At 70.8% G+C, this 22,766-nt stretch carries 24 protein-coding genes, 2 pseudogenes and 2 riboswitches; of the genes and pseudogenes, 8 read left to right on the forward strand and 18 right to left on the reverse strand.

The features are described 5' to 3' along the window. Window positions 1-75 precede the first annotated feature (75 nt). Window positions 76-1,362, reverse strand: coding sequence for a hypothetical protein (locus OG792_RS19550; RefSeq protein WP_329100902.1), 1,287 nt, complete (start codon window positions 1,360-1,362; stop codon window positions 76-78). 264 nt (window positions 1,363-1,626) lie between these two features. Here OG792_RS19550 and OG792_RS19555 point away from each other — a divergent pair, with 264 nt between their 5' ends. After that, window positions 1,627-1,995: an STAS domain-containing protein gene (locus OG792_RS19555; protein WP_329100903.1), complete on the forward strand. Its 369-nt coding sequence runs from the start codon at window positions 1,627-1,629 to the stop codon at window positions 1,993-1,995. Between the two features lie 8 nt (window positions 1,996-2,003). Here the strand turns inward: OG792_RS19555 and OG792_RS19560 are convergent, their stop codons facing one another. Beyond that, complete coding sequence (locus OG792_RS19560; protein WP_329100906.1) at window positions 2,004-2,279, reverse strand: GlsB/YeaQ/YmgE family stress response membrane protein; 276 nt, start codon at window positions 2,277-2,279, stop codon at window positions 2,004-2,006. A gap of 257 nt (window positions 2,280-2,536) precedes the next feature. Between OG792_RS19560 and OG792_RS19565 the strand changes: the two genes are divergently transcribed. From OG792_RS19565 to OG792_RS19575, 3 genes and pseudogenes are all read left to right on the forward strand, one after another. Beyond that, window positions 2,537-3,001, forward strand: coding sequence for an ATP-binding protein (locus OG792_RS19565; protein WP_329100908.1), 465 nt, complete (start codon window positions 2,537-2,539; stop codon window positions 2,999-3,001). Between the two features lie 29 nt (window positions 3,002-3,030). Next, window positions 3,031-3,327 (forward strand): annotated as a pseudogene (eno, locus tag OG792_RS19570) (phosphopyruvate hydratase); the annotation flags it as partial. Between the two features lie 101 nt (window positions 3,328-3,428). Next, entirely contained in the window at window positions 3,429-4,127 is a 699-nt protein-coding gene (locus tag OG792_RS19575; protein WP_329100909.1) for a M24 family metallopeptidase, read from the forward strand. A 56-nt stretch (window positions 4,128-4,183) separates the two neighbouring features. On the opposite strand, the gene OG792_RS19580 is transcribed toward OG792_RS19575, so the two are convergent. The 5 genes from OG792_RS19580 to OG792_RS19600 all read right to left on the reverse strand — a co-directional run bounded on the left by OG792_RS19580 (window position 4,184) and on the right by OG792_RS19600 (window position 8,607). Continuing rightward, entirely contained in the window at window positions 4,184-4,792 is a 609-nt protein-coding gene (locus tag OG792_RS19580) for a nucleoside deaminase (protein WP_329100910.1), read from the reverse strand. 8 nt (window positions 4,793-4,800) lie between these two features. Continuing rightward, window positions 4,801-5,904: an aromatic ring-hydroxylating dioxygenase subunit alpha gene (locus OG792_RS19585; RefSeq protein WP_329100911.1), complete on the reverse strand. Its 1,104-nt coding sequence runs from the start codon at window positions 5,902-5,904 to the stop codon at window positions 4,801-4,803. A gap of 386 nt (window positions 5,905-6,290) precedes the next feature. Continuing rightward, the gene (locus OG792_RS19590) at window positions 6,291-7,127 is read right to left on the reverse strand and encodes an NAD(P)H-binding protein (RefSeq protein ID WP_329100913.1); all 837 of its coding nucleotides are present in this window, start codon (window positions 7,125-7,127) and stop codon (window positions 6,291-6,293) included. 87 nt (window positions 7,128-7,214) lie between these two features. Beyond that, window positions 7,215-7,760 carry a LysE family translocator gene (locus OG792_RS19595; protein ID WP_329100915.1) on the reverse strand — a complete coding sequence of 182 codons (546 nt, stop codon included), beginning with the start codon at window positions 7,758-7,760 and terminating at the stop codon, window positions 7,215-7,217. A 316-nt stretch (window positions 7,761-8,076) separates the two neighbouring features. Then, a complete protein-coding gene (locus OG792_RS19600) occupies window positions 8,077-8,607 on the reverse strand; it encodes a F0F1 ATP synthase subunit B (protein ID WP_329100917.1) in 531 nt (176 codons plus the stop codon). A gap of 947 nt (window positions 8,608-9,554) precedes the next feature. Between OG792_RS19600 and OG792_RS19605 the strand changes: the two genes are divergently transcribed. Further along, window positions 9,555-10,424, forward strand: coding sequence for an AraC family transcriptional regulator (locus OG792_RS19605; protein ID WP_329100919.1), 870 nt, complete (start codon window positions 9,555-9,557; stop codon window positions 10,422-10,424). 262 nt (window positions 10,425-10,686) lie between these two features. After that, window positions 10,687-10,992 (forward strand): VOC family protein, encoded by a 306-nt coding sequence (locus OG792_RS19610; protein WP_329100920.1) that lies wholly within the window; start codon window positions 10,687-10,689, stop codon window positions 10,990-10,992. Window positions 10,993-11,005: 13 nt separating this feature from the next. Here OG792_RS19610 and OG792_RS19615 read toward each other — a convergent pair whose 3' ends face one another. Continuing rightward, window positions 11,006-11,233 (reverse strand): hypothetical protein, encoded by a 228-nt coding sequence (locus OG792_RS19615; RefSeq protein WP_329100922.1) that lies wholly within the window; start codon window positions 11,231-11,233, stop codon window positions 11,006-11,008. A 77-nt stretch (window positions 11,234-11,310) separates the two neighbouring features. On the opposite strand from OG792_RS19615, the pseudogene OG792_RS34740 reads away from it, so the two are divergent. Beyond that, window positions 11,311-11,594: pseudogene (locus OG792_RS34740) on the forward strand (VOC family protein). A 30-nt stretch (window positions 11,595-11,624) separates the two neighbouring features. Here the strand turns inward: OG792_RS34740 and OG792_RS19625 are convergent. Then, window positions 11,625-11,969 (reverse strand): hypothetical protein, encoded by a 345-nt coding sequence (locus OG792_RS19625; RefSeq protein ID WP_329111620.1) that lies wholly within the window; start codon window positions 11,967-11,969, stop codon window positions 11,625-11,627. Between the two features lie 693 nt (window positions 11,970-12,662). Here OG792_RS19625 and OG792_RS19630 point away from each other — a divergent pair. Then, the gene (locus OG792_RS19630; protein WP_329100923.1) at window positions 12,663-13,544 is read left to right on the forward strand and encodes a hypothetical protein; all 882 of its coding nucleotides are present in this window, start codon (window positions 12,663-12,665) and stop codon (window positions 13,542-13,544) included. 142 nt (window positions 13,545-13,686) lie between these two features. Here the strand turns inward: OG792_RS19630 and OG792_RS19635 are convergent, their stop codons facing one another. From OG792_RS19635 to OG792_RS19680, 9 genes are all read right to left on the reverse strand, one after another. Then, window positions 13,687-14,286, reverse strand: coding sequence for an MBL fold metallo-hydrolase (locus tag OG792_RS19635; protein WP_442932254.1), 600 nt, complete (start codon window positions 14,284-14,286; stop codon window positions 13,687-13,689). A gap of 244 nt (window positions 14,287-14,530) precedes the next feature. After that, a complete protein-coding gene (locus OG792_RS19645) occupies window positions 14,531-15,574 on the reverse strand; it encodes a DUF418 domain-containing protein (protein ID WP_329100925.1) in 1,044 nt (347 codons plus the stop codon). A gap of 120 nt (window positions 15,575-15,694) precedes the next feature. Continuing rightward, window positions 15,695-16,345: a response regulator transcription factor gene (locus OG792_RS19650; RefSeq protein WP_329100928.1), complete on the reverse strand. Its 651-nt coding sequence runs from the start codon at window positions 16,343-16,345 to the stop codon at window positions 15,695-15,697. Window positions 16,346-16,348: 3 nt separating this feature from the next. Continuing rightward, window positions 16,349-17,536, reverse strand: coding sequence for a sensor histidine kinase (locus OG792_RS19655; RefSeq protein ID WP_329100929.1), 1,188 nt, complete (start codon window positions 17,534-17,536; stop codon window positions 16,349-16,351). 49 nt (window positions 17,537-17,585) lie between these two features. Next, window positions 17,586-18,038 carry a hypothetical protein gene (locus OG792_RS19660; protein ID WP_329100931.1) on the reverse strand — a complete coding sequence of 151 codons (453 nt, stop codon included), beginning with the start codon at window positions 18,036-18,038 and terminating at the stop codon, window positions 17,586-17,588. 118 nt (window positions 18,039-18,156) lie between these two features. Next, window positions 18,157-18,828 (reverse strand): NAD(P)-dependent oxidoreductase, encoded by a 672-nt coding sequence (locus tag OG792_RS19665; protein ID WP_329100933.1) that lies wholly within the window; start codon window positions 18,826-18,828, stop codon window positions 18,157-18,159. Between the two features lies 1 nt (window position 18,829). Continuing rightward, window positions 18,830-20,149, reverse strand: coding sequence for a hypothetical protein (locus OG792_RS19670; RefSeq protein ID WP_329100935.1), 1,320 nt, complete (start codon window positions 20,147-20,149; stop codon window positions 18,830-18,832). After that, window positions 20,146-20,958 carry an ATP-binding cassette domain-containing protein gene (locus OG792_RS19675; RefSeq protein WP_329100937.1) on the reverse strand — a complete coding sequence of 271 codons (813 nt, stop codon included), beginning with the start codon at window positions 20,956-20,958 and terminating at the stop codon, window positions 20,146-20,148. Before OG792_RS19675 ends, OG792_RS19670 begins: the two co-directional genes overlap by 4 nt. A gap of 235 nt (window positions 20,959-21,193) precedes the next feature. Beyond that, on the reverse strand, window positions 21,194-22,222 hold the full coding sequence (locus tag OG792_RS19680; protein WP_329100940.1) for a prenyltransferase/squalene oxidase repeat-containing protein: 1,029 nt from the start codon (window positions 22,220-22,222) through the stop codon (window positions 21,194-21,196). A 97-nt stretch (window positions 22,223-22,319) separates the two neighbouring features. Then, a riboswitch (cobalamin riboswitch) is annotated at window positions 22,320-22,442 on the reverse strand. 194 nt (window positions 22,443-22,636) lie between these two features. Beyond that, window positions 22,637-22,708, forward strand: a riboswitch (cobalamin riboswitch). The last annotated feature ends 58 nt before the right edge of the window (window positions 22,709-22,766 follow it).

Below are 22,766 nucleotides of genomic sequence, written 5' to 3' on the forward strand. Positions count from 1 at the left end.
CACAGGTTATGCAATAGTGACCGGACGCGAGCGGGGTTCCCCCTTCGGGGGACCACTCCCCCACCACCGAACCGGTCAGTCCCCGGCCGGCGGGTACGGCGACCACTCGGTGCCGCGACCGGTGTCCCGAAGTTCGAGCCCGCCGGCGTTGAGCGCGTCCCGGATCAGGTCGGCGGTCGGGAAGGCATGTTCGTCACGCAGGCGTTGGCGCAGTGCGATCAACGGCTCCACCAGCGGCCGGAGCCGTTCACCCGGATCACGCAGACCCACCGTGGCGACGTCACCGAGACGGACGATCAGCGTACGGAGCACCGCGCGAGCCTGCTTCGTACCGTCGTCCTCCTCGGTGTCCGCCGCCCATTCCTCGATCCCGGCCTCCAACTCCAGGACGGCTCGCACCATCTCGGCGGAGTCACGCCCCTGCTGCCCGGCGGCGAAGCGCCGCTCGCACTCGGCCGCCAGTTCCGACAGCGTCGGCGGTACCGGCCGTGCCGGTGGCTGGGCGGGAATCCTCACCGTGGCCGGGGGCGGTACCGGCTCGCGCCGCCCCTGCCGGACCAGCGCGCGCAGGTCGGCCAGGGTGGCCGTGGTGCCCGACGTCAGCACCCAGCTGCGACCCGCACGTCGTACGGTCAGCCCGCCCCGCCCGGTGACCTCGACCGTCTCCGCCACCAGGTCGAGCACGACCGCCGAGTGCTCGTCCACGCCGAGCACCGCGGCGTCGACGGGCAGGGCCTCCTCCAACACCGCCAACCGCCGCTCCCCGAGGTAGGAGTAGCGGGTGTCGTGGGTGCCGCCCTCGGTGTTGTCGTAGTGCGGGATGACCGCCACGTCGAGACCGAGGCCGCCGAGCAGGTCCAGCCCGTCGAGCCACCGAGGTACGGCGCCGACCTTGTAGATCTCGTACACCGGCACCGCGAACCTGCCCATCGTCGCCGCGGCGGCCGAGGCGAGCACGGTGACCCCACGCCGGGCGGCGACCCGCTCACGCAACGCCCGCGCGACCGGGCCATGCCGCCAGTGCTCCAACGCGTACGACGGGCTGCCCGGCCCGGAGAAGATCCAGTCAGCCGTACGGAGCGCCGCCAAACCGCCGTCGACGTCCGCCCCGCCATCGTCGTGGCCGCGCATGCCCGGCAGAACGGACACCCGCAGGTCCACGCTCCGGCTGAAGTAGCCCTGCGCCCGCGCGGAGATGTCGGCGACGTTCTCCTGGAAACCGTACGGCGTTTCCAGCAGCACCGCCTCGGGCCGGTCCGTGCCCAGCCCACGGACCAGGCGGCGGTGCAGTGTCACCATCGTCGGGCTCGTCTCACCGGAACCCATGATCACCAGGACGCCGGATGACGCTGCTCGCCGCATAGATGCCTCCCCGGCAGAACGGACGACGCCCCGGACGCTCACCCGACGGTAACCCAGGGCATCAGGCAAGTCACGTACAGCATCTGTCACCGATAGTCGGGCCGGACCCGCGAGCGGCCGTGACGATACCTCCGCAGCGCCGGCGCAGCGGTGCCCAATCCGGGGGCGGCAACGGCCCGGCGATCGTTACACACCGGCGGGAGTCGTCCCGGTGATCACGTGCGAAGCTTCACGGGCAGGATGCCGGCGAGGAAGAACAGGCCCATGACCTTCACCATTGTCACGAGCGGCGAGGACCCTTCGGTGCTCCTCCTCGACGGCGAGCTCGATCTGGCGACCCTCCCCCAGCTCAACGACCGGGTCGACCGGTTGGTCGAGGTCGGTCGTACCCGGATCCTGCTGGACCTCTCCGGCCTGTCGTTCTGTGACTCCACCGGCCTGGGCGGGTTCGTCCGTGGAAACAACCTGTGCACCGACGCGGGTGGCTGGCTGCGGGTCGTCGGAGCCAACGGTGGCGTCGCCCGGGTCCTCGCGGCCACCGGACTCGACAGGTTTCTCGCCCCCGAGCCGCAGGGCGCGCGGCCAACCGGTGATCGGGCCGGCGACGACGGCGCCGGCGGCAACCCGAGCTGAGCCGGGTTTCAGGCGATGCGACGCCCGCGTCCGAAGGAACCAGCGGCAATCGCCACGCCGACAGCGGCGAGCCCGACCTGGAGGAAGAGTTCGATCCAGTCCACGCCGCCGGTCTCGGCGACGCCGATCGCGCCCGCGATGATGGTGCCCAGGAGCGCCGCCACGACACCGATGACGAGGGTGAGCCAGATCGGCATGCTCTGCCTGCCGGGTACGACCAGCCGCCCGAGCGCACCGATGACGAGGCCGATGATGAGGGCGGTGATGATGCCGCTGATTTCCATGGGGCTTCCCTTCGTTGTCTGCGACGTTGCAGTACCCACCCGGCCGGCGCGGTCAACCCCGGTCGCAGATTGCTGTTATGTCACGGGCAACTGCCGGCACCCGGACGGGATCGGGGGCTCCTCGGACGGGGTTCGGTAGTGTGCGGGCCGCCGGTACTGGGCACTGGTACGTGGAACACCTCTGCGAACCCTCCTCGGGTCCTTCCGCGGATCGTTCGCCGTCGGGCATCTCCAAACAGGTTGGGAAGGCGGGCCTCATGGGCGGCGCACGCGACGGCGACTCAGCGCTGTCGTCGGCCGCGCCCGGCGCACTGATGGCGTCCTTCACCGCGACGGACATCAGTGCGCTGCGTCACAGGGTGGCACGGCTCGCGGCCGGCAACGGGTTGCACGGCGACCGGCTCGACGACTTCGTGCTCGCCGTCTACGAGATCCTCACCAACGCCGTACGTCACGGCGGCGGCACGGGCTCGATGCGGCTCGAACACCTCGACGGCGACCTCGTCTGCCAGGTCGACGACGACGGTCCCGGCTTCTCCCCCGGTGCCCGTGCCGACAACGCGGTGCCACGAACAGGCGGACGTGGGCTTCGGCTCGCCCGGGAACTCACCGACTCGCTCACCATCACCCACCGGGCGCCCGGCACCTCGATACAGCTGCGCACATCCACCCGACACCCGCTGCCCACGGGGCAGGGCATCCGGCCGGCTACGCCCTCGTAGTCGAAGTCATCGGTGGATACGCGACCCGATTCGCCGGCTGGAAGCGGCTCACGGCCCTGGCCGGCGACCGGATCCAGCTGGTCGGCGACGATGTGTTCTGCACCGACGTCGACGGGGTGGTGGTGATGTCGCACCGCTCCGGCGAAACCGAGGACACCACCATCGCGGACCTTGCCGTGGGCGTCGGCTGCGGTGAGATCAAGACAGGTTCCCTGTCCCGCTCGGACCGCACCGCGAAGTACAACCAGCTCATCCGCATCGAAGAGGAGCTCGGCGATCAGGCGCTCTACCCGGAGCGTGGCCGAGGGACCGTGGTCGGTCCGTGACCGGGTAACCCGGACGGGAGCGTAGGAGCGGGCGCCGGCGGGCGATCAACCGCCCGCCGGCAGTGGTTGGCTGGTCGCGCCGGTGTTTGTAGGGTCATGGCGTGGAGATCGAATCGGAACGGGCGGCGCGGTTGCTGGACGCCGAGGCGAAGGCGGTTGAGCTGTTCGCCGAGGTCGAACGTCGTGGGCTGATCGCTGCCGGGCAGCGTGAGCAGGCCGTCAGCGACCACATCCGTGATCTTGCCAATGAACTGTTCGGGGTCGACCGTTTCTGGCACAAGCGCATCGTCAGGTCGGGGCCGAACACGCTCCAGCCGTACCGGGAGAATCCGCCGGACCGGGTCATCGAGGCCGATGACATCGCCTTCTGCGACTTCGGTCCGATCTTCGCCGGTTGGGAGGCCGACTTCGGTCGTACGTTCGTCCTCGGCGACGATCCGGTCAAGCATCGACTGCGTGACGACCTTCCGATCGTGTTCGAGGCCGGTCGGCGCTTCTTCCACGAGCAGCCGGACGTTACCGGCGAGCAACTGTTCGCGCACGTCCGTACGCTGGCCGAGCAGGCGGGCTGGGAGTACGGCGGCCCGCACGCCGGTCACCTGGTGGGCGAGTTCCCGCACGAGCGGATCGCCGGTGACCAGGTGGAGCACTACATCGCGCCGGGTAGCACCCAGCCGATGCGTCGGACGGACCGTACCGGGCGGCGCTGCCACTGGATCCTCGAAATCCACCTCGTCGACCGCGCCCGCGGCTTCGGCGGCTTCCACGAACAACTCCTCGACCTCGGCCCACCCCGCTGACCGCTCGGCGCCGCCACCGGCGGGTACGGTGGCGGCGCCGAGCGGACCCGCTGCGGCTACCCGACCTGCTGGCGGCGGCCGTTGTACACGGTGGTGTCGGTGCGCTGGCCGTAGTCGCGGAATACGGCGAGGGCCTGGTCACGTAGCACGTCGGTGGTGACGTCGATCCCGCGCTGTTGCAGCTGTTCCTTCCAGTCGGTCCGCATCGGGCCCTCGTCGAACCCGGTGAGGTGCTCGACCTCGTCGCCTTCGCCGGCGATGACGAGGCGTTCGATTCCGGACCACACGGTGGCGCCGTAGCACATGGCGCAGGGCCGCCAGTTGACGACGAGTTCGGTCGGGGTGGCGGTGGGGCCGCCGAGGTCCCAGGTGCCGAGTCTGATCTGGGCGAGCGAGATGGCGACGATCTCGGCGTGCATGGCCGACAGGTTCGCGGCGAGGACCAGGTTGACTCCGACGGACACGACCTCGCCGGTCGCCGCGTCGGTGACCAGCGCGGCGAACGGTCCGCCGGTGCCTTCGCGGTGGTTGCGGTCGGCGAGCCGGTGTACGAGGCGCATGCGGTCCTCGATGTCGGGCAGCAGCGGGTCGACGGACGCGATCTCGTCGGTGACCCAGCCCGGCAGTCGTGCGCCGAAGTTCGTGGCGATGGTGCTGGGGTCCATGCCGGCTCCTAGGCGGTGAAGAAGTGGCTCAGGCCCATGGCCCGCAGTCCGCGGCGGTAGGCGACGGAACTGCGGTCGGCGGCGATGTTGACCTCGATACGCGGGTCGAGTGGAAGGTTCTCCGGCTTCTGCACCTCGACGATCACCCGGTCCTCCTCGAAGATGCGCAGGTTGAAGTCGAAGATCTCCTGCGCGGGCTGGTCGGTGGCGAAGTTCTTCGCGATCGGGGCGAACATGCGGGTACGCCGCGCCGACACGGGCGAGGCGGCGTTCATGATGCACAGCCGCCCGTTGTCGGGGAAGTGCACGACGAGCGTCGCGGTGAAGGGCAGGTGTACGTCGAAGCGCCGCAACCACCGGTAACCGGGGTCGGCGATCGCCGTGCCGTGCGGGTAGTTACCGACGGTGCTCCAGTAATCGACGCTGAACCCGGTGGCGGACGCGACCGGGTTGTAGTCGGGCACCTCGGTGTTGTCCGGATCTCCGAAGGTGTCGACGTGGACGAATCCGAAGTGGGCGACGTCGAGGAAGCCCTCCACCTGCCGGCCGGCGAACGCGGCGACGTCGAACGCCGGGCACGTCACGGCCTGGTATCCGGAATCGTGCCAACCCGGCATCGCGGGAATCGGTGCCGCCGCCGGCTCCTGCGACGTCACCGGGTCGGGCCGGAGGCAGGTCCAGACGAGGCCGTACCGCTCGACCGCGGGATAGGTACGCAGGGTCAGCCGTTTGGGGATGCTGGCGGTGGGATGGGCCGGGACCGCGACGCATCTTCCACCGGCGCCGAAACGTATCCCGTGGTAGGCACACGCGACGGTCGCGCCGTCGCCGGTGCCGCGCGAGAGCGGAACCCCACGGTGTGGGCAGATGTCGTTGGCGACGACGACCGTGTCGCCGGTCCGGTAGACGACGAGCGGCTCGTCGAGCAGGGTCGCCGCGACCGGTGCCTCGACAACGTCGCGGGACAGCGCGACCGGGTACCAGTGGGCCGCCAGGACGCCCCAGTCGGCCGGGTCGAAGGTGCACTCGCGCGGCAGCGCGTCGGCGGAACTGGTGGTCGTGTTCCTGTTCCGGGCGACTCGGGGGCTGTGAGAGATGTCGGCGATAGTCATCGGGACCTCCGATGAGGCAGCGGGCGCCGTAGCGCACGGCAGAGGGCGGGTATGCGGCCGGAATCAGGCCCGGATCGGCGCAACAGCTCGCCAGGGATCGAGGCTGTGGCCGCAACGAGCCGCGTTCACATGAGACTCTTCGGCGCTGTTCCCCACTACCGGGATCGGCGCCGGTCAGTGCCCCGATAACCACCCGTGGGCGACGCGACCGCGGGTCCACGCACTCTGGTGCGTACAGCGACGGAGATCGACGTGCCACCGAGACAACGCCGCACCCGTCACCGTCGACCTCCCGCCTCGAAGGAGTCGGCGCCGTGTCCCACGCACCGATGCCGCTGCCAGTATCGGTGCGCACGGTTACCGCCCTGTTTCAGGACCAACCGATCTCAGCAGAAGGCGCCCACGTTCTCCTCGGCCCACTGCCGAAATGATCTGGCCGGGGAGCCGGTCACCCGTGGGACCGTGTCCCGCACCATGCGCAGTTCGTCGTTGACGTCGCCGCCCATCAGGTCGAGCACCGCGTCCGCGGCCCGGTCTCCGATGAGGACGGCCATCTGCCGGCACGCCTCCACCCGGCTGATCTCGACGAACGACACGTCCTGCCCGAGAGCTGCCGCGATGGCCTCGACCTGCTGCCGGGGCGTGACCCGTTCCGGCCCGGTCAGCGCGTACGTCTGCCCCCGGTGGCCCGGCTCGGTCAACGCCACTCGGGCCACCGCCGCGATGTCCGCCGGGTGGATGGTCGGGAGCCCCACGTCCGCGTACGGCACGTGCACCGTGCCACGGTCGCGGATCGACGCCGCCCACCACAGGGTGTTCGAGGCGAACTGGGTCGGACGCAGGATCGTCCAGTTCATGCCGCTGTCCGCGAGCAGCCGCTCGACGGCCAGGTTCTCGCCGGCGGCAGGCATGTGCGGGTGGGTCTGCACCGTTATGGACGACACGAGCACCACGTGCTCCACGCCTGCCTGCCGGGCCTCCTCGATGACGTCGGCGTCCGCGCCCACGCGCGACACCAGGAACAGCGAGCGCACCCCGTCCAGCGCGGGCCGCAGCGATGCCGCCCGCGCGAGATCACCCTCAACGGCTTCGACTCCGTCAGGGAACGACGCCCGGACAGTACGGCGAGTCAGTCCCCGAATGGGCGCGGCACCCGACGCACACAGCTGCCCCAACAGGGCGCTGCCGATGTTTCCGGTTGCGCCGGTCACCAGGATCGTCATCGTCTTCTCCCACCGTTGGCCGCTGGTCGCGTCCACGGCACGGTAGGACCTCAACAACACTTCAGGTCAAGGGCCGGGCGACGGCTCCTAGTCCTTGCGACCGGTCGCGGCGACGGTGACGCCGAGGCCGATCATCGTGAGTCCGCCGATCCCACCGACCAGTGCGAGTCGCCGCGGTGAGCGGGCGAACCAGCTTCGCGCCGTGGCTGCGACGAGTCCCCACACGCTGTCGCAGGCCAACGCGATGATGTTGAAGACCAGTCCCAGCAGCAGCATCTGGGCCGTGACGTGCCCCTGTCCACGGTCGACGAGCTGCGGCAGCACGGCGGCGAAGAACACCATCGTCTTCGGGTTGGCCACGCCGACCATGAACCCCTCCCACAACGTACGCCAACTGCCGTGGGCGAGCCCCTCGGTGGTGAGCTCGGCGTGCAACGATCCGCGTCGTCGCACCGCCTTCACACCGAGATACACCAGGTACGCCGCACCCATGAGCTTCAGCGCCGTGAAGACCAGGGCCGAGCGCTCCACGATGGCCCCTACCCCGAGCGCGACGGCGACGACCAGCGCGTAGGCGCCGAGCGTGTTGCCCACCACCGTGGTCAGCGCGGCGGCGGCCCTGCGCCAGCGCACGCCCGATCACGAACAGCACACTGGGTCCGGGGACCACGATCAGCAGGAACGACATTACCGCGAACCCGAGTAGTCGATCACTGGGCACCATGAGGCATATACAAACACGCCACCCGCGCGAGCCCGTACCCGATTTCTCGACGATCTACGCGCGCCACTGACCGGGCAACCCGAAGAAGCGTAGAACTGCGCTCCCGATCGCGCTGATCCGGTTGGCCGCCGCGCACCGGTTGGTGCCGAGCCTGCTCGGTGGCATCCCCCGTGCAGCGCAGGTTCGCTGGTGCGGGGGATGCCAGACCGGTGGCCGGGGGTGTTGTCAGCGGCTCGGTGCGCTCTCAAGCTCGGCGAGGAACCTCTCGACCGTGCCCCTGCGGCGCGCCTCGTCGGCGATCGACTCGCCGACGATCCTGCTGGCCAGTTCCACCGAGAGCGTGCCGATCTCGGCCCGCAGTTCCTCCATGATCGTCTGGCGTTCGGCGGCGAGTTGTTCCCTGCCGACCGCGACGATCCGCTCCGATTCCTGCCGCGCCTCGGCCAGGACATCCTGCCGGATGACCTCGACATCGGCACGCGCGTCGTTCCGGATCCGAGCAGCGGCGGTACGCGCCTCGGCCAACTCGGCCCGGTACCGGTCCAGCAGAAGCTCGGCCTCGGCCCGCGTCGCTTCGGCCCGCTTGATGCCACCCTCGATGGCCTCGATCCGGGCTTCGAAGGTCTGTTCCATGCGCGGGAAGACGTACTTCATCAGGATGTAGCACACGATCGCGAAGCCGACCGCGCCCACCACGACCTCCTGCCAGAGCGGGACGATCGGCTTTTGTTCGGCTACCGCGAGGATCGAACGCACGGGAGACCTCCGGTCGGGAGAGCGGCTGGCAGGCCGAGATGAGGCTCAATACGATACGCATCGGCGAGTCGGTCGGTGTGCCCGTACGCCGTGCCAGATCCAGCGACGGCGGACCGCTCGCGGCTCGCGGTCGTTCGACGGCGGCGGCGGCGGATGAACCCTCAGCAGAGTCCGGCGTCGGTCGAACCGATCGGCGCGGCACCGTTCAGCGTGGTGCACGGGTATCCCTCGTACTCAATCTGCTCGGCGCGATCAGTGCGTGGCAGCTGGTCCGGGAGGCCGCCGCCGGATCCGGGACCGCCGCGGCGGCGTCGTTCAACACGTGTCGCCGGCCGGGGCGGCGCTGGCCGGGCCGATCGATCCGGTGACGGCGGGCATGTTCGGGGTGGACCCACGAGCTTCGGCTCGCCGAGGAGATCGATCCGCCGGTACCGCTACAGGGGGTCAGCCTCGCCTCCGACGGGGCCCTACCGTTCGAGGACAACATCACCGAGGCGGCCCGGTTCGGCGTACGGCACATCGCCGAGCCGGGCGGCTCGATCCGCTCGGACGCGGTGGCCGAGGCAGCACGCAGGCACGGCATCACCGTGACCCGTACCGGGCTGCGACTGTTCCGCCACTGACCCCGCGACGCAGTCGCCCGCCCCCTCAGGGCAGCGGGACGACATACGAGTCGACGCGGGCGATGAGTCCGTCGCGGAAGGTGAACCGGATTCTCGATCACTCCGTCGAACTCCGCCTTGCCGTGGGTCATGACGGTCTCCGTTCCGTGTTGGCCCGGTGGTCCCGCAGGTGCACGGCGAGGGCGTCGAGGATCGATCCGAGCCCGTCGACTGCCCGGACCGTCCGCAGCTCGGAGGGGAATCCGTCGGATGATCGGATCGGACCGCAGTTGTCGGGCACCGACCCGGTGGCCCCGGCCAGGATTGATGTCGAAAGGAGGCCATGTGATCTCGGCACTCAACCGGCTCGTCGACCTCGTGGAGGAGCACCTCACCGAGGAGATCGACGTCGGCGGGTTCGCCACGGCGCTCGGCACGACCGAGTACCACCTGCGTCGGATGTTCTCGTCGCTGGCCGGCATGCCGCTCTCGGAATACGTACGCCGACGTCGCATGACCGTCGCCGCCGCCGACGTCATCAGCACCGGGGACGACCTGCTCGGCATCGCCGTACGACACGGATACGGCTCCGGCGAGGCGTTCGGGCGCGCGTTCCGGGCCGTCCACGGCGCCGGCCCCGGCGACGTACGCCGCGACGGTGGCCCCCTACGCACACAACCACAGCTCAGGTTCCGCCTGACCGTCGAAGGGAGCACCCCCATGGACACCCGCGTCATCGACCGCCCCGCGTTCCGGCTCGTCGGACACGCGACCAGGGCGCCCCTGCTCCACCACGGCGTCAACTCGCACATCCACCGGCACATCACCTCACTGCCGTCGGAGGAGCATCTCCGGTTGAAGGAGCTGGGCAACACCGAACCGGCCGGGCTGCTCGCGGTCAGCGACGACCTCGACCCCGACCGCACCGAAGGCAGCGAACTGACCTACCTGCACGGAGTCGCCACCTCCTACGACACACCGACTGTCGACGACCTCGACACCATCGAGGTTCCCGCCGGCACCTGGGCGGTCTTCCGTACCACCGGCCCCTACCCCGGCGCCGTACAGGAGACCTGGGCCGCGACCGCGACCGAGTGGTTCCCCTCCAACCGGTGGCGCCTGCGGCCGGGCCCGGAAATCGTCGCCGTGATCGAACGCGAAGCCGACTTCAGCACCGCCACCTGCGAGTTGTGGCTCCCGGTCGAACCGACCTGACCGGTACCACCGACACGTCGACTACACCGGGTAACCGGCCCGGCCACCCCACCTCCCGCACCGGGGCGGCCGGGCGGCGTCGAAGGGTGAACCGCCGCTGATCCGGCGGCTCGGCCGCACGGGCCCGGTCGAAAACGATCAGGAATGAAGAAGCGTCACCCCGGGCGCGGGTCGTAGGTTGCTTCAGGAGGGCATCCACGCCCTGTGACCCGCGAGAAGAGGAAATTCCGTGACTGGCGCCGCGCAAACGATCATTATCCCGGTGAGTGACCTCGACAGAGCCAAATCCGTGTACGCGACCCTGCTCGGCGTCGCCCCGGTCGTCGACGCGCCCTACTACGTCCAGTACGAGGTCGATGGACAGAAAGTCGGCCTGGACCCCAACGGACACAAGAAGGGCATGACCGCGCCGGTCCCCTACTGGAAGGTCCCGGACGTGGCGGCGGCGATCGCCGGTCTGGTCGAGGTGGGCGCCGAGGTGCTCCAGGACGCGACCGACGTCGGCGGCGGCATGTTGGTGGCGATGGTCAGGGACACCGACGGCAACATCATCGGCCTCACCCAGTAGGCGCCGCTACCGATCAAGCGACCTCGTACGGGCCCCAGATGATCCACCTGCCGGCGTGCCAGGTCCAACCGCTCGCCCCCATCGGAATGTAACTGGGCAACGCTTCGATGCATTGGATCTCGGTGGCGAACTCGGCGAAGATGCGGAGCCGCTTGTTGGCCTCGGCGGGCGCGGCGATGAACAGCGTGACGACGAGCGTGGCCATGGCGGCCAGGGCGGCAGCGGTACGACCGATTCTCACGCATCGACGGTAAGTGATCGATCCGAAACGGTGACAGCGGCGGTTGTCCCACTTTCCGGCTCACGTAGGTTGGCACTGTGGCGACTTATTGGACCCTGGGGTGCGACGCCGACGATCCCCAGCGGATAGCTGCCTTCTGGGCGCTTGCCCTGGGATACGTCAAGGAGGCCGGGTTCGATGAGCCCGACGCGGCGTCCATCGTCGATCCGGACGGCACAGGCCCCGCCATCGGTTTCCTGAGGGTGCCCGAGGGGAAATCCGCTAAGAACCGGATGCACGTCGACGTCCGGGTAGCGGGTCCGGGCCCCTGGGACACGTCGTCATGCAGGACCCCGAGGGCAACGAGTTCTGCGTCGCCTGAGGCCGCGACGGGGCGCGAGTGCGGCCCCACCTACAGGTGCCGTAGCCGCACCGGGCAGGCGAGACGCGCAAGCGCGGCGAGCATGAGACCGGCGTTGCCGTTGCTCAGCCTGCCGCGGTTCGCGGCCGGTTCGTACCGGGCCGCCATGCGACGAAGCAGCCGAAGGCGACGCGCGGTCCTCTCCTGCACCGCGACGGCCGGGTCGTCCTCGGCATCGCTGCGCAACCGATCGCTCAACTCCTTCTCGATGTACGCCAGCACCCGGGCAAGGTGGGGATCAACCTCGGCTGCGTGAAGCAGGCGCACGGTCTCGGCCGACATCATCAGCTTCGGCACACCAGCTTGCTCACGGAGGGTTACGTCGCTCGCACTCATCTCGCAACGGTAGTGCGGGCTGCCGTGAGCGGACAGGGCCCGGTCATCGGCCTCTTCCCGCCCCGATGTTCACGATCCGCGTCGATCGGCCGACTCGACCTTGTCCGTCCCGCCGCCGGATCTGGCCTGACGATCCGGCAGCCCAGCCCGAGCAGCGCCGGCCGGTCGGACCCGTCGCCGCCGGCAGGCGTCCACCACAGCACGGACGGACGAACCGCACTGCCCTGGTCGCCGTCGCCGCCGGCCGCTCGACGGGTTGATGCCCGCAACGTCCGCTCGTACCGTTGCGGAATCGCTGGTCAGGGCGGCTCCCCCCGTGGCCGCCCTGACCAGCTCTTTCGGGATCGGGCTGGTCGAGCCTCAACGCGCCGGGCACGCCGTCCTGACCGGCCCACCTCGGCGAACCGCGCCATGGTGACGGTCCCCGGGCAACGGCATCCGCTCCCCCTCGACGTCAACGCCCGGCGCCCGCGTCGGTGGCGCTCGCGACGGCGACGCACGCTCCGTCGGGTGTGGAGCACGAGCCGGATCGCGTACGATCAGCGACCGCTCGTGGCCGAGCGCGGCGACCCGGCCGACGACCCGGCTGCCCACTCCCCGGTCGTGCCGGTGCCCGCGAGGACCCCTTCGCCACCGATTCGATCGCGCCACGATCGCCGGGAACCGGATCGCCGTTCGCGTCGTCTGACCGGCATGACGACACGGAGATCCCGTCTGGGCCTGGCGGCAACCGCACCGGCACTGCTGCTGCTGACCGCTTGCGGCCCCCAGTCGAGCGTTGGAAGCCCGCCTCCGGCGGAAGTGGCGTCCCTGGACGCCGACGCCGTTGTGCTGCGGATCGACTACACCGGCGGCTACGTCCCGGTCGAGACGATCCCGAGCCGTTTGCCGGTGGTGTCGATCTACGGCGACGGCCGGGTGATCACCCAGGGGCCGGTGACGCTCATCTATCCCGGCCCTGCGCTACCCAATCTGCTACAGACGGTGATCTCAGCCGAAGACGTGCAGACGCTGGTCAAGAAGGCGCAGGACGCGGGTGTCGGCACCGCCGCCGACGTCGGCCAGCCCCCGGTCGCCGACGTGCAGAACACCCGGTTCACGTTGGCCACCCCCGAGGGCACCAAGACGTTGGAGGTGGTCGCGCTCGGCATGGAGGACGTCGGCGGCCTGACCGACGCGCAGAAGACGGCCCGCAAGAAGCTCTCCGACCTGGTCAACGAGTTGAACGACGTACGAGCCACGCTCGGTGCCGACCGGGTCACGGAGCCGGAAACCTACTCGCCGACGGCGATCGCGGCGATCGCGACACCGCACGTGGCGCAGCCCGACCCGGCGCTGCCGGCCCAGCCCGCCGTGGCCTGGCCGGGGCCGGCCCTGCCGGGCGACAGGCTCAACGCCAGCGTCGACGTCGGCTGCGTGCTGGCCGCCGGCGACGAGGCGAGCAAGGTGATCGGCGCGGCTCAGAAGGCCAACAGCGACACGCCGTGGGAATCAGCCGGCAAGCGGTGGAAGATCGCGTTCCGGCCGCTGCTCCCCGAGGAAACCAGCTGCTCCGACCTGGCCAAGCAGGGCTAGCACGCCGCCGACGAAGCTGTGGCGTCCCGTCGGGGCGCCACAGCTTTTGATTGTGCACATCGGACATTGGCCGGTGGCATCGCGCCTGCACGAGGACGGGGCCCACCGCCGGCGCAGGTCGACGGCGGGCCCCGGCCGAGGGTCAGTATCGGGGGAACTCACCCCACTGCCTGACGGCGTACGACTCACCGTGCCGCTCGATCTCGACGGCGGAGTGACCGCTGAAGTGCGCCGGCAGCACCAGCGCCCGGGTGTCTGCCGCCCAGTCGAGCAGACGGCGTCGGGTGGTCGCCGCCCGGGACGGGTCCTCGCAGAAGCAACTGCTGTGCTCGTGCCGTTGCAGTTGCAGCGGGCTGTGGACGATGTCGCCGGCGAACAGCGCCCGGTCGCCGCCGGACTCCAGCTTGATCACCGCGTGGCCGGGCGTGTGCCCGGGTGCGGCTTCCAGCCGCAGGTTGCCGTCGATCGGGTACGTGTCCTCCCACAGTCGAACCTGCCCGGCGGCGTGTACGGGAGCGATGCTGTCGTCGTACGCGTTCTCGTTGACACTGCCGGCGATGCCGGGGTTGTTCGCGGGGTTCCAGTGGTGGAAGTCGGCGGCCGGCATCAGGTAGGTCGCATTCGGGAACGTCGGCAGCCACTGCCCGTCGACGAGCCGGGCTCGGGCGAGGGCGTCCAACACCTCGGGCGAGGCGTTGACGGCCTGGCCCTGGTCCAGCCGCGAGTAGTACGAGACGCTCACGCCGGCCAGCAGGGCCAGCTCCTCCCGGCGTAGCCCTCGTACCCGGCGGCGGTCACCGAAGGTAGCTACCCCGGTGTCCCCGGCCGCAACTGGGAGCGTCGGGCCTGGAGGAAGTCACCGAGCTGTCGTTTCGCGTCCATGACTCACAGTATTGCGAGCCGTTCCATCCCCAACCACATCCTGCTGGGGATAGGCACCGCAGGGCGGGGCCGCTGTCGGAGCAGTGCCGACGTCGGCGAGGCGGTCATGCTGGCATGCGTCGGTTGGGGGTCCGGGCCCACCAGGTCAGGCAGCGCCAGATCCATTCCAGTGGCCCGTACCGGTGTCGGGCCAGCCAGTAGCGGCTGAAGAGGGCCTGGCTGGCCAGGATCGCGGCGGCCAGCAGGAGCATGCGGCCGTAGTGGGCGGATTGGTACAGCCCGAGCAGTGGTCCGGCGGCCGCCGCGATCAGGGTGGCGCCGACGTAGTTGGTCAGGGCCATGCGGCCCAGCGGCGCCAGGACCCGCTCGACCACGGTCCCGACCCGGGTGCCGAGCAGGAGGAGCAGACCGGTGCCGTAGGCGGTGGCGCCGAGCAGTCCGGCGATCGCCGCGGCGATCTCCCCGTTCGGGGTGGTGTAGGTGGCCGCCTGCCAGGCGGTGGCCGAGATCGCCGCCGCAGCGGAGAGGCAGAACAGCACCGCTGTCTGCGTGCGGCGCCGGGGCAGGGTCTCCACGATGCCGTAGCGCACCGCGGTCATTCCGAGCAGGAACAGTCCGGGAATGAGCAGCAGTCCGCCGCCGAGAAGGATGCCGGCGACGAGCGCGACGCCGGCCATCGGGGCAATGATCCACCGGGGCAGCCAGGACGCGGGCAGCAGGACCAGGACCCCGAAGATCGCGTACGGAAGCAGCGCCTCTCCGCCGTGGAGTTGCTGGTGGGCGATGCCCAGGACGCCCAGCACGGCGAGCCTGCGCAGCAGCACCAGCCGCGGGCGGCGGGATCGGGCGGCGGCGGTGTCGAGGAACAGTGCGAAGCCGACGCCGAACAGGAAGGAGAAGATGGGGAAGAACCGGCCCTGGACGGTGTATTCGAGCACCTCGACGGCGAAGTAGCGGCCACCCGATGACGGACCGGACGGCATTCGGATGGTGACGATTCCCCACGGGATGTTCACCAGCAGGATGCCGGCCAGGGCGAAGCCCCGTAGGGCATCGAGGGCGGCGATGCGAGGGGGCGATCCGGGCGTGCTCGTCGGCACGGTGACGTCGGGTTCGGCGGTGTTCGAATCGGCCACTGTCGGGGTCATGCGGTAGAGAATTCCGTCTGCCGGCCACGCTGCCCTCCGGCTGCGAGCCGACGCCGGCCCGGCGCTGAGATGAGATCGCGCGCGGCGGCCTCCCCCGAAAGGTGGAGAAGTCGTGCTGGGCTACCGGTCGTCGAGCAGGCCGGTGTGCCAGGCCCAGGAGGCGACCTCGACCCGGTTCCGCACACCGAGCTTCGCCTGCGCGGCGGCAAGATGCGTCTTGACGGTGGACACCGCGACAAACAGGTCCGCCGCGATCTCATGGTTGGTCCGGCCGCGTGCCACCGCCCGCACCACATCGGTCTCCCGGTCGGTCAGCGCCTGGACCGGCACCGTCGTCCGGGCCTGCGGTCGCTGCCGGAAGTGACGCAGCAGCCGCACCGTGACCTGGGGTGCCACCAGCGCATCGCCGCGTACGGCCGCGCGGACGGCCTCGACCAGCAACGCGGGTCCGCAGTCCTTGAGCAGGAACCCGCTCGCGCCGAACTGGAGCGCGGTGTTGACGTACTCGTCGACGTCGAACGTGGTGACGACGACAACCGCGATCGGGTCGGCGACGTCGGGGCCGGCGAGCAGCCGGGTCACCTCCAGCCCGTCCAGGCCCGGCATCCGTACGTCCAGCACGCACACGTCCGGACGCAACCGGCGGGCGGCGTCCACCGCGGCGAGGCCGTCGGCGACATCGGCCACCACGGTGATGTCCGGCTGGGCCTCCAGGATCATCCTGAACCCGACCCGGATCAGCTCCTGGTCGTCGGCGATCAACACACGCATGTCCTACTGCCCCGGATCCCGTAGCGGCACGTCGGCCATCACCTGCCATCCCCCGCCCGGTGTCCTGCCGGCCGAGAACCGTCCACCGAGCAACTGCACCCGCTCACGCATGCCGACCAGACCGTACCCCCCGCCGTACGTCTTCGGCTCCCCTGCGGGCCGGCCGTCGTCGGTGACCAGCACCTGCGCGATCCCGTCCTCGGCCCGTACCCCGACGGCGATCTCCCGCGCCCCGGCGGCGTGCCGACGCGCGTTGGTCACCGACTCCTGCACCAGGCGGAGCACGGAGGTCGCGACCTCTGCCGGTACGGGCTCGACGAGGTCCACCGCCAACCGCACCGGTGTGCCACCCGTCGGAGACGCCGTGACGGCACGCAGATCGGCGGTCAGATCCGCGGTCCGGGTCAGCGGCGTACCGCTTCCACCACCGTCCGGGTCGCTGTCGCGCAGCGCGGCGACCATCCGGCGCATCGCGGACAACGCGTCGGTCCCGGCCCCCTCGATCGCGGGTAGCACCCGGGCCGGCGCGCCGGGATCGTTGCCCGCCACGGCCTGGGCCGCCTGTGCCTGCACCACCATTCCCCCGATGTGGTGTGCCACCACATCGTGCAGTTCCCGGGCCAGGCGCACCCGCTCGCGCTGCTGCGCCGCCACCACCGCCGCCCGCGTCGCGCGGGCCTGCTCGTCGTCGCGTTTGCGCAGGGACCGCCCGGCGGTGACCGACAGACCGGTCAGGATCACGGCTTGCAGCAGGAACGCCCATCCCAGGTCGCGAGGCGAGTCGGGGTCGCCGGGCCGGAGCACCTGCGCCCCGACGAAGCCGGCGACCAACAGCCCGACGACGCCGACGGCGGTAGCGCCGGGAACCACCCGGACGACGGACACGACGACCGCCATCAGCGCGGCGACCTCGGCGAACAGCAGCGGCCCGCCAGCCGACAGGAGCACGGCATCGGACAGCCGCAACACCGTCGACCCGAGGAGCAGGACCACGGCGGCGGCGACGCCGACCCCTACCGGCCATCGGGGCGCCACCAACGCCAGGCCGGACATCACGGCGGCGCCGGGCAGCCCCCACCACTGGTCGAAGAAGGGCAGACCCCGCGCCGACTCCACGTCGGCCGCCATCAGTATCACCAGCAGTACGGCCAGCGGCCACTGCCGGCGGGTCCACGCTCGCCAACCACGCATCACGCCGTCACCACCACGTCTCTCGCCATTCGCCGGTCGGCCGGGGCGCTCACCGGGGCGCGTCGGGAACGTCCTGTACCCAACCGGATTGGCGCGGCCGGGGATTCCACGAGGCTCGGAAGTCCGGCCAGGCGTCAACGAGGTAGCGACCGAAGGGCAACCACCAGATCAGATCGTTCGTGACGATGATGACCACCGTACCGATCGGCCAGACGCCGGTGACGATCAGCCACGCCAGGCCCAGCGGCCCGAGGATCTTGCCGGCCAGCCCGACGGCGGCCGCCGGCCAGCCGTGTTCGGGCTGCCGGGCCACCTCCAGGTAGAGCAGACCGTACAGGCCGAGGACCATGCCGAGGCAGGCGAATAGCTGCGGCGAGTTCGACGGCGGCAGCCCGCTGAGGCGGAAGAACCACTGCGGATCGAGGACCGCGTAGCAACCCCAGGCGATGTTGTACGCCCCGGCCGCGACGAACGTCGCCCGGTGTAGCCGCCGTCGCCTCACGCGGCCCACCGCGCGCCGACCCCGGCCGACCATCCGAGCCCACGGATGTCGCCCGGGCGCCCAAAACTCTTCGGAGGATGGATGTCCTGCTCCTTACCTCAAGACTTGCCGGTGGAGGTCAGTACGCGATTCCGATGACGCGTCGGAACGTCTCGGGACGGTCGAGCACGTCGAGCATGTGGTGGGCGACATCGGCGCGGGCGATGAACATTCCGGCGCGGACGTTCTGCCCGTACGCCGTCCGGTAGCTCCGTTTCCACCGCCGGTCGAGCAGGCGGGGTGGGCGGGAGACGGTCCAGTCCAGTTCGCTGTCCCGCAGGACGTCCTCCATCAGGGCCAGGTCGCCGTAGTGCCTGCGGAACGCCGCCTTGGCCAGTGGCGCGGCCAGGTGTCGCATGAAGAACCCGTCGCCGGGGTTGTGCCTCGGCGGGTTCGGTCGCCCCGGCGACGGTACGGTACCGACCGACGCGGCGCTGACGACGACCACCCGTCGTACGCCGGTCGCCCGCATCGCCCGCACCAGCGCCCGGGTGCCCCGTGAGGCGACGCCCGCCTCGGCACCCGAGCGCGCCCCGAGCCCGGAGAGCACCGCGTCGGACCCGTCGACCGCGGCCCGCAGATCCACCGGACCGGCGGCCGAGAGATCAGCCGTGACGACGCGTACCGGCGTGTCGTGGGGCAGCCTTGCCGGATTCCGTACGACGGCGGTGACCTCGTGCCCGGCGGCGACGGCCTGGACGAGAAGCTGGCTGCCGATGCCGCCGGTCGCCCCGACGATCGTGAGCTTCACGTCACGCCCCGGTGAGGATGTCGTACAGGTCCGGCCGGCAGTCGATGGCGGCGTCGCGCATCGCGGCCACCCGGTCCACCTGCGCGTCCACCGGCAACGCCCGCAGGGTGGCCAACGCCTTGTCGGCCAGCTCACGGACCGGTGTCCACAGGTACTCCGGCGCGGCGTCGGCGCCCCGCAGCCAGAGTCCCGCGGCGGTCCGGGCGGCGTCGATGCGGATCCACGCGTCGGTGTCGGCGTCGGCGGCGCCGCACTTCCAGGTGCCGGCGCCGTCGAGGATGTCCTCCTCGATCGAGGCCGCACCGGTGCTGATCGTCCCGTCGCCGACCACCGTCAGGCTCAGGTGGACGGTGTCGGGGCGCTGCTCGACGAAACCACCGTACGTGCCGGTCTCCTGGACGACGGCGGTCGGCGGATGGGGCAGCCGGCCGAGGGTGGTCAGTGCCCGCCGGGCCGGGTCCACGAGCTGCGGCAGGAACGGCTCGTACAGTTGGGTGACGCACACCCGTGGTTCCCCGTCGGCACAGACCAGTTCGGCGGCGAGCGGGTCGAGTGGCGCCGCTCGGTCGGCCGGCGGCAGCACGGCCAGGGCGACGGCGACACCGAGGACGGCCGGCAGCGCGGCGAGGAGCCTGGTCCGGCGCGTACCGGCGATCAGCAGTGCCCAGCCGGTGGCCGCGAGAGCGACGAACCACACCGCCTGCCCGACGACGGCGTGCCAGTCCACCCTGGAGTATTCGTCGTTGGTTCCGAGGTAGCCGGGGGCCAGCAGCAGTGCCCGGGAACCGGTGTCCTCCCAGAGCAGCTGCGAGCCGAGGATCACGACGAGCCCGGCGACCGCCAGCAGCGGTGCGGTCAGCCGCGACGGCATCAGCCGGCCGAGCCCGAGCCCGAGTAGTCCGGCCGCCGCGATGCCCAGCGCGGCGGCCAGGAGCGGCCAGTACCAACCCGGCGGCTGGTACGACGCGGCCAGCATCGCGCGGACGAGCCCGTCGAGCAGGCTCAGTACGTACCCGCCGGCCAGACATCCGGCGAGGGCGAACGCCACCGGCGCGGTCCGGCTGGCGCCGGTGCGCGGCATGGACGACATCAGTTCGGTGATCCGCGCCGCCCGGTCGCGACGCCCCTGCCAGGCACCGCCGGCCAGGGCCAGCGGCCACAACAGTCCCAGGTTGCTCGCGTGGACGAGCACCGTCGCCATCCACAGCCCGTCCCAGCGTTCGGCGTCACCGACCATCACCCACGCCAGGGCGGCGGCGGGCACACCGATCCAGAGCACCGCGGAGCGGCGCAGCTCGATTTGGACGATCCGGCGGGTCATCGCACACCACCCGACCCGCGGTGGCGGCGCATCAGCATCGCGTACCCGCGTTCCAGCTCACTGTCGCCGTCTGCTTCCGGGCCCCCGGCGGCCTCGGCCGCCAGGTCGTCGGGCACCCCCTGGAAGACGAGCCGGCCCTCGTGCAGCAGCACCACGTCGGTGCAGGCCGCGGCCACGTCCTCGACCAGATGGGTGGCCACCACCACGCAGGTGTCGCGGCCGAGGTCGCGCAGCATCGCCCGGATGGTCATCCGCTGTTCCGGATCGAGGCCGACGGTGGGCTCGTCCAGCAACAGGAGGGTCGGTGCGCTCACGATCGCCTGGGCGATGCCGACGCGGCGTACCATGCCGCCGGAGAGCGACCGCATGGTGCTGCCGGCCCGCGCGGTGAGGTCGACCCGCTCGATCGCCCGTTGCACGGCGTCGGGTACGTCGCGCGGCGGCATCTCCTTCAGCCACGCGACGTACTCCAGGAACTCCCGGACGGTGAACCGGCGGTAGTACCCGAAGTCCTGCGGCAGGTAACCGAGTGCGCGCCGGACCGCCCGTAGATCGCCATCGCCGTGGACGGGCTGGCCGAGGATCTCCAGCCGACCGGACACCGGCCGCAGCACGGTGGCGAGCGCCCGGATCAGCGTCGTCTTGCCGGCGCCGTTCGGGCCGAGCAGCCCGTGCACACCGATCCCCAGCGCGAGGTCGAGTCCGTCGACGGCCATGTGCCGCCCGGCCCGCAGACTCAGCCCCTGCGCGTGCACCGGCCAGGCGTACGCCGTCGGCGCCATCTCCTCGACGCTCACCACGCGTACCATCTGGTCTCCTTGTCGATGGCTCGTGGCGCGCTGGAAGGCATCGCCTTCCCGTCCGGCTGGGAATCGCCCACCGGGCCACGTCCTCTCACACCGGGCTAGACGACCGGCATCCCGCTTCCGGTTCTCGGATGAGTGTGACGTGCGTCTCAAGCGCCGGAGCAACCGGTCGGGCGAGCGGGTCCACGGCGGCGGTGGGGTGGCCCGGGTCGGCGCCACCCCACCACGACGGTTCGCGTTACGGCTGGCAGGCCAGCGTCGGCGCGGTTGAGGACGATCCGGCGGCGGAGAGGCTGCCGAGCGGGGCGCCGGCTGCGCCGGGGACTGCCTGTGCGGTGGCGCGCGGGGCGGTGCCCGGGTCGAAGCCCGCGGCGCCGTAGGCGATCGCGCCCCGGTCGGATGCGGCACCGGTACAGCCGACCTGGAGTCCGAGGATGAACTGTCGCGCCCTGAGCCAGGCAACGGGGCGTCCGGCGGCCGCCAACGCCTGCGCGGCCAGACCGGTGCTGTTGGCGTTGGCAACGCCGGCGCCCGTGAACGAACCGTCGGCGGCCTGGACACCGACCAGCCACCCGATGCCCGGCCTCGCGGCGGGGCGGTGGTCGGCGGCGATGAGCGCCTGGACGGCCATCGCGGTCGCGTCCACGTCGCTCTCGCAGGTCGGCTGCCCGAACTGCACCGGGAACCCGCCGTCGGCGCACCGGCTCCCGACGAGGAAGTCCACCGCCGCCGACGGAGCGCCACCGGCCCGGTCAAGAGCGAGGATCGCGAAGGACTGGGACAACGCGTTGCTGAAGTCGCCGTACGCGGACCGGTCGGAGAACCGACCCGACGGGTCCTGAAGGCCACGAAGGCGGGTGAGGAGGTCGACCCCGCCGAACGAGGCCGGGTCGAGGCCACTGACCTGGGCGGCGAGGGAGAGCTTGGCGGTCGCACCCGCGTACGCCTCGCCGATGCCGTCGCCGACGTAGCCGGTGAGCACCGAGGGCTGCCCGAGCCAGGTCGTGGCCGCGGCGGCGTTGGTGCCGGACGACTTCGCGGCGGCGAAGGCGAAGACGGCGTCGATGGTCAGCCCGGCGTCCGGATAGGAGACGTCGCCGAAGACGGTTTCGAGGTGGTCGCCGTCGACCATCTGCCGGGCAAGCCATCCGGCGGCGGCGTCGACACGGTTGTGGGTCGGCGGCGAGGATGCCGTGGCCGGCGTGGCCGTGGCGATCATGGTGAGGGCGGCCAACGCGGCACGAACGCGCGGGGACGAGAGGACCATCAAGCTGGGCCTTTCCTGGCCCCGTGGTCGAGACGACCCGACCCAACGCGCACAGGAGGCCGGATGGTTCCGACCCGTGAGCCACGACGGATGGAGGAATCCTGGACACGCGCCGACAGGCATTCGGGCTCGCGGCAGACCTGGATGGCCTGTCGCCTACCGTTGCGGGCCAGCGCCGGGTTTCGACCGGACTTCCCCTATCAACGCGCGGCTATCAAGTTGTCGCGGTCAGTGTGCACAGAGGACAGTATGGCCGTCAATCGCCCCGACGATGGGATCCGGGCCGGAACCGCCCGCGACCCCGCGTACGCGGGGTCGCCTTCGGTTGTCCCGCCAGGCCGGATGCCGTAACGTCCGGCTCGCGCGACCACTTCCACCCGTTGCCGCGCGCACAACTTCATTCGTTCCCAGTCGGGGGAAGCCGGTGCAAATCCGGCGCTGACCCGCAACCGTGTGCGAACCCCTGGTCCGCAAGCCGGAATGCCCGAACTGGAACGTACGGCGTCATCTGTCGTGGAATGCGGATCGAGCCCCCTTCGTGCGT

The organism is Micromonospora sp. NBC_01699 (genome assembly GCF_036250065.1).
Classification (GTDB): Bacteria; Actinomycetota; Actinomycetes; order Mycobacteriales; family Micromonosporaceae; genus Micromonospora_G.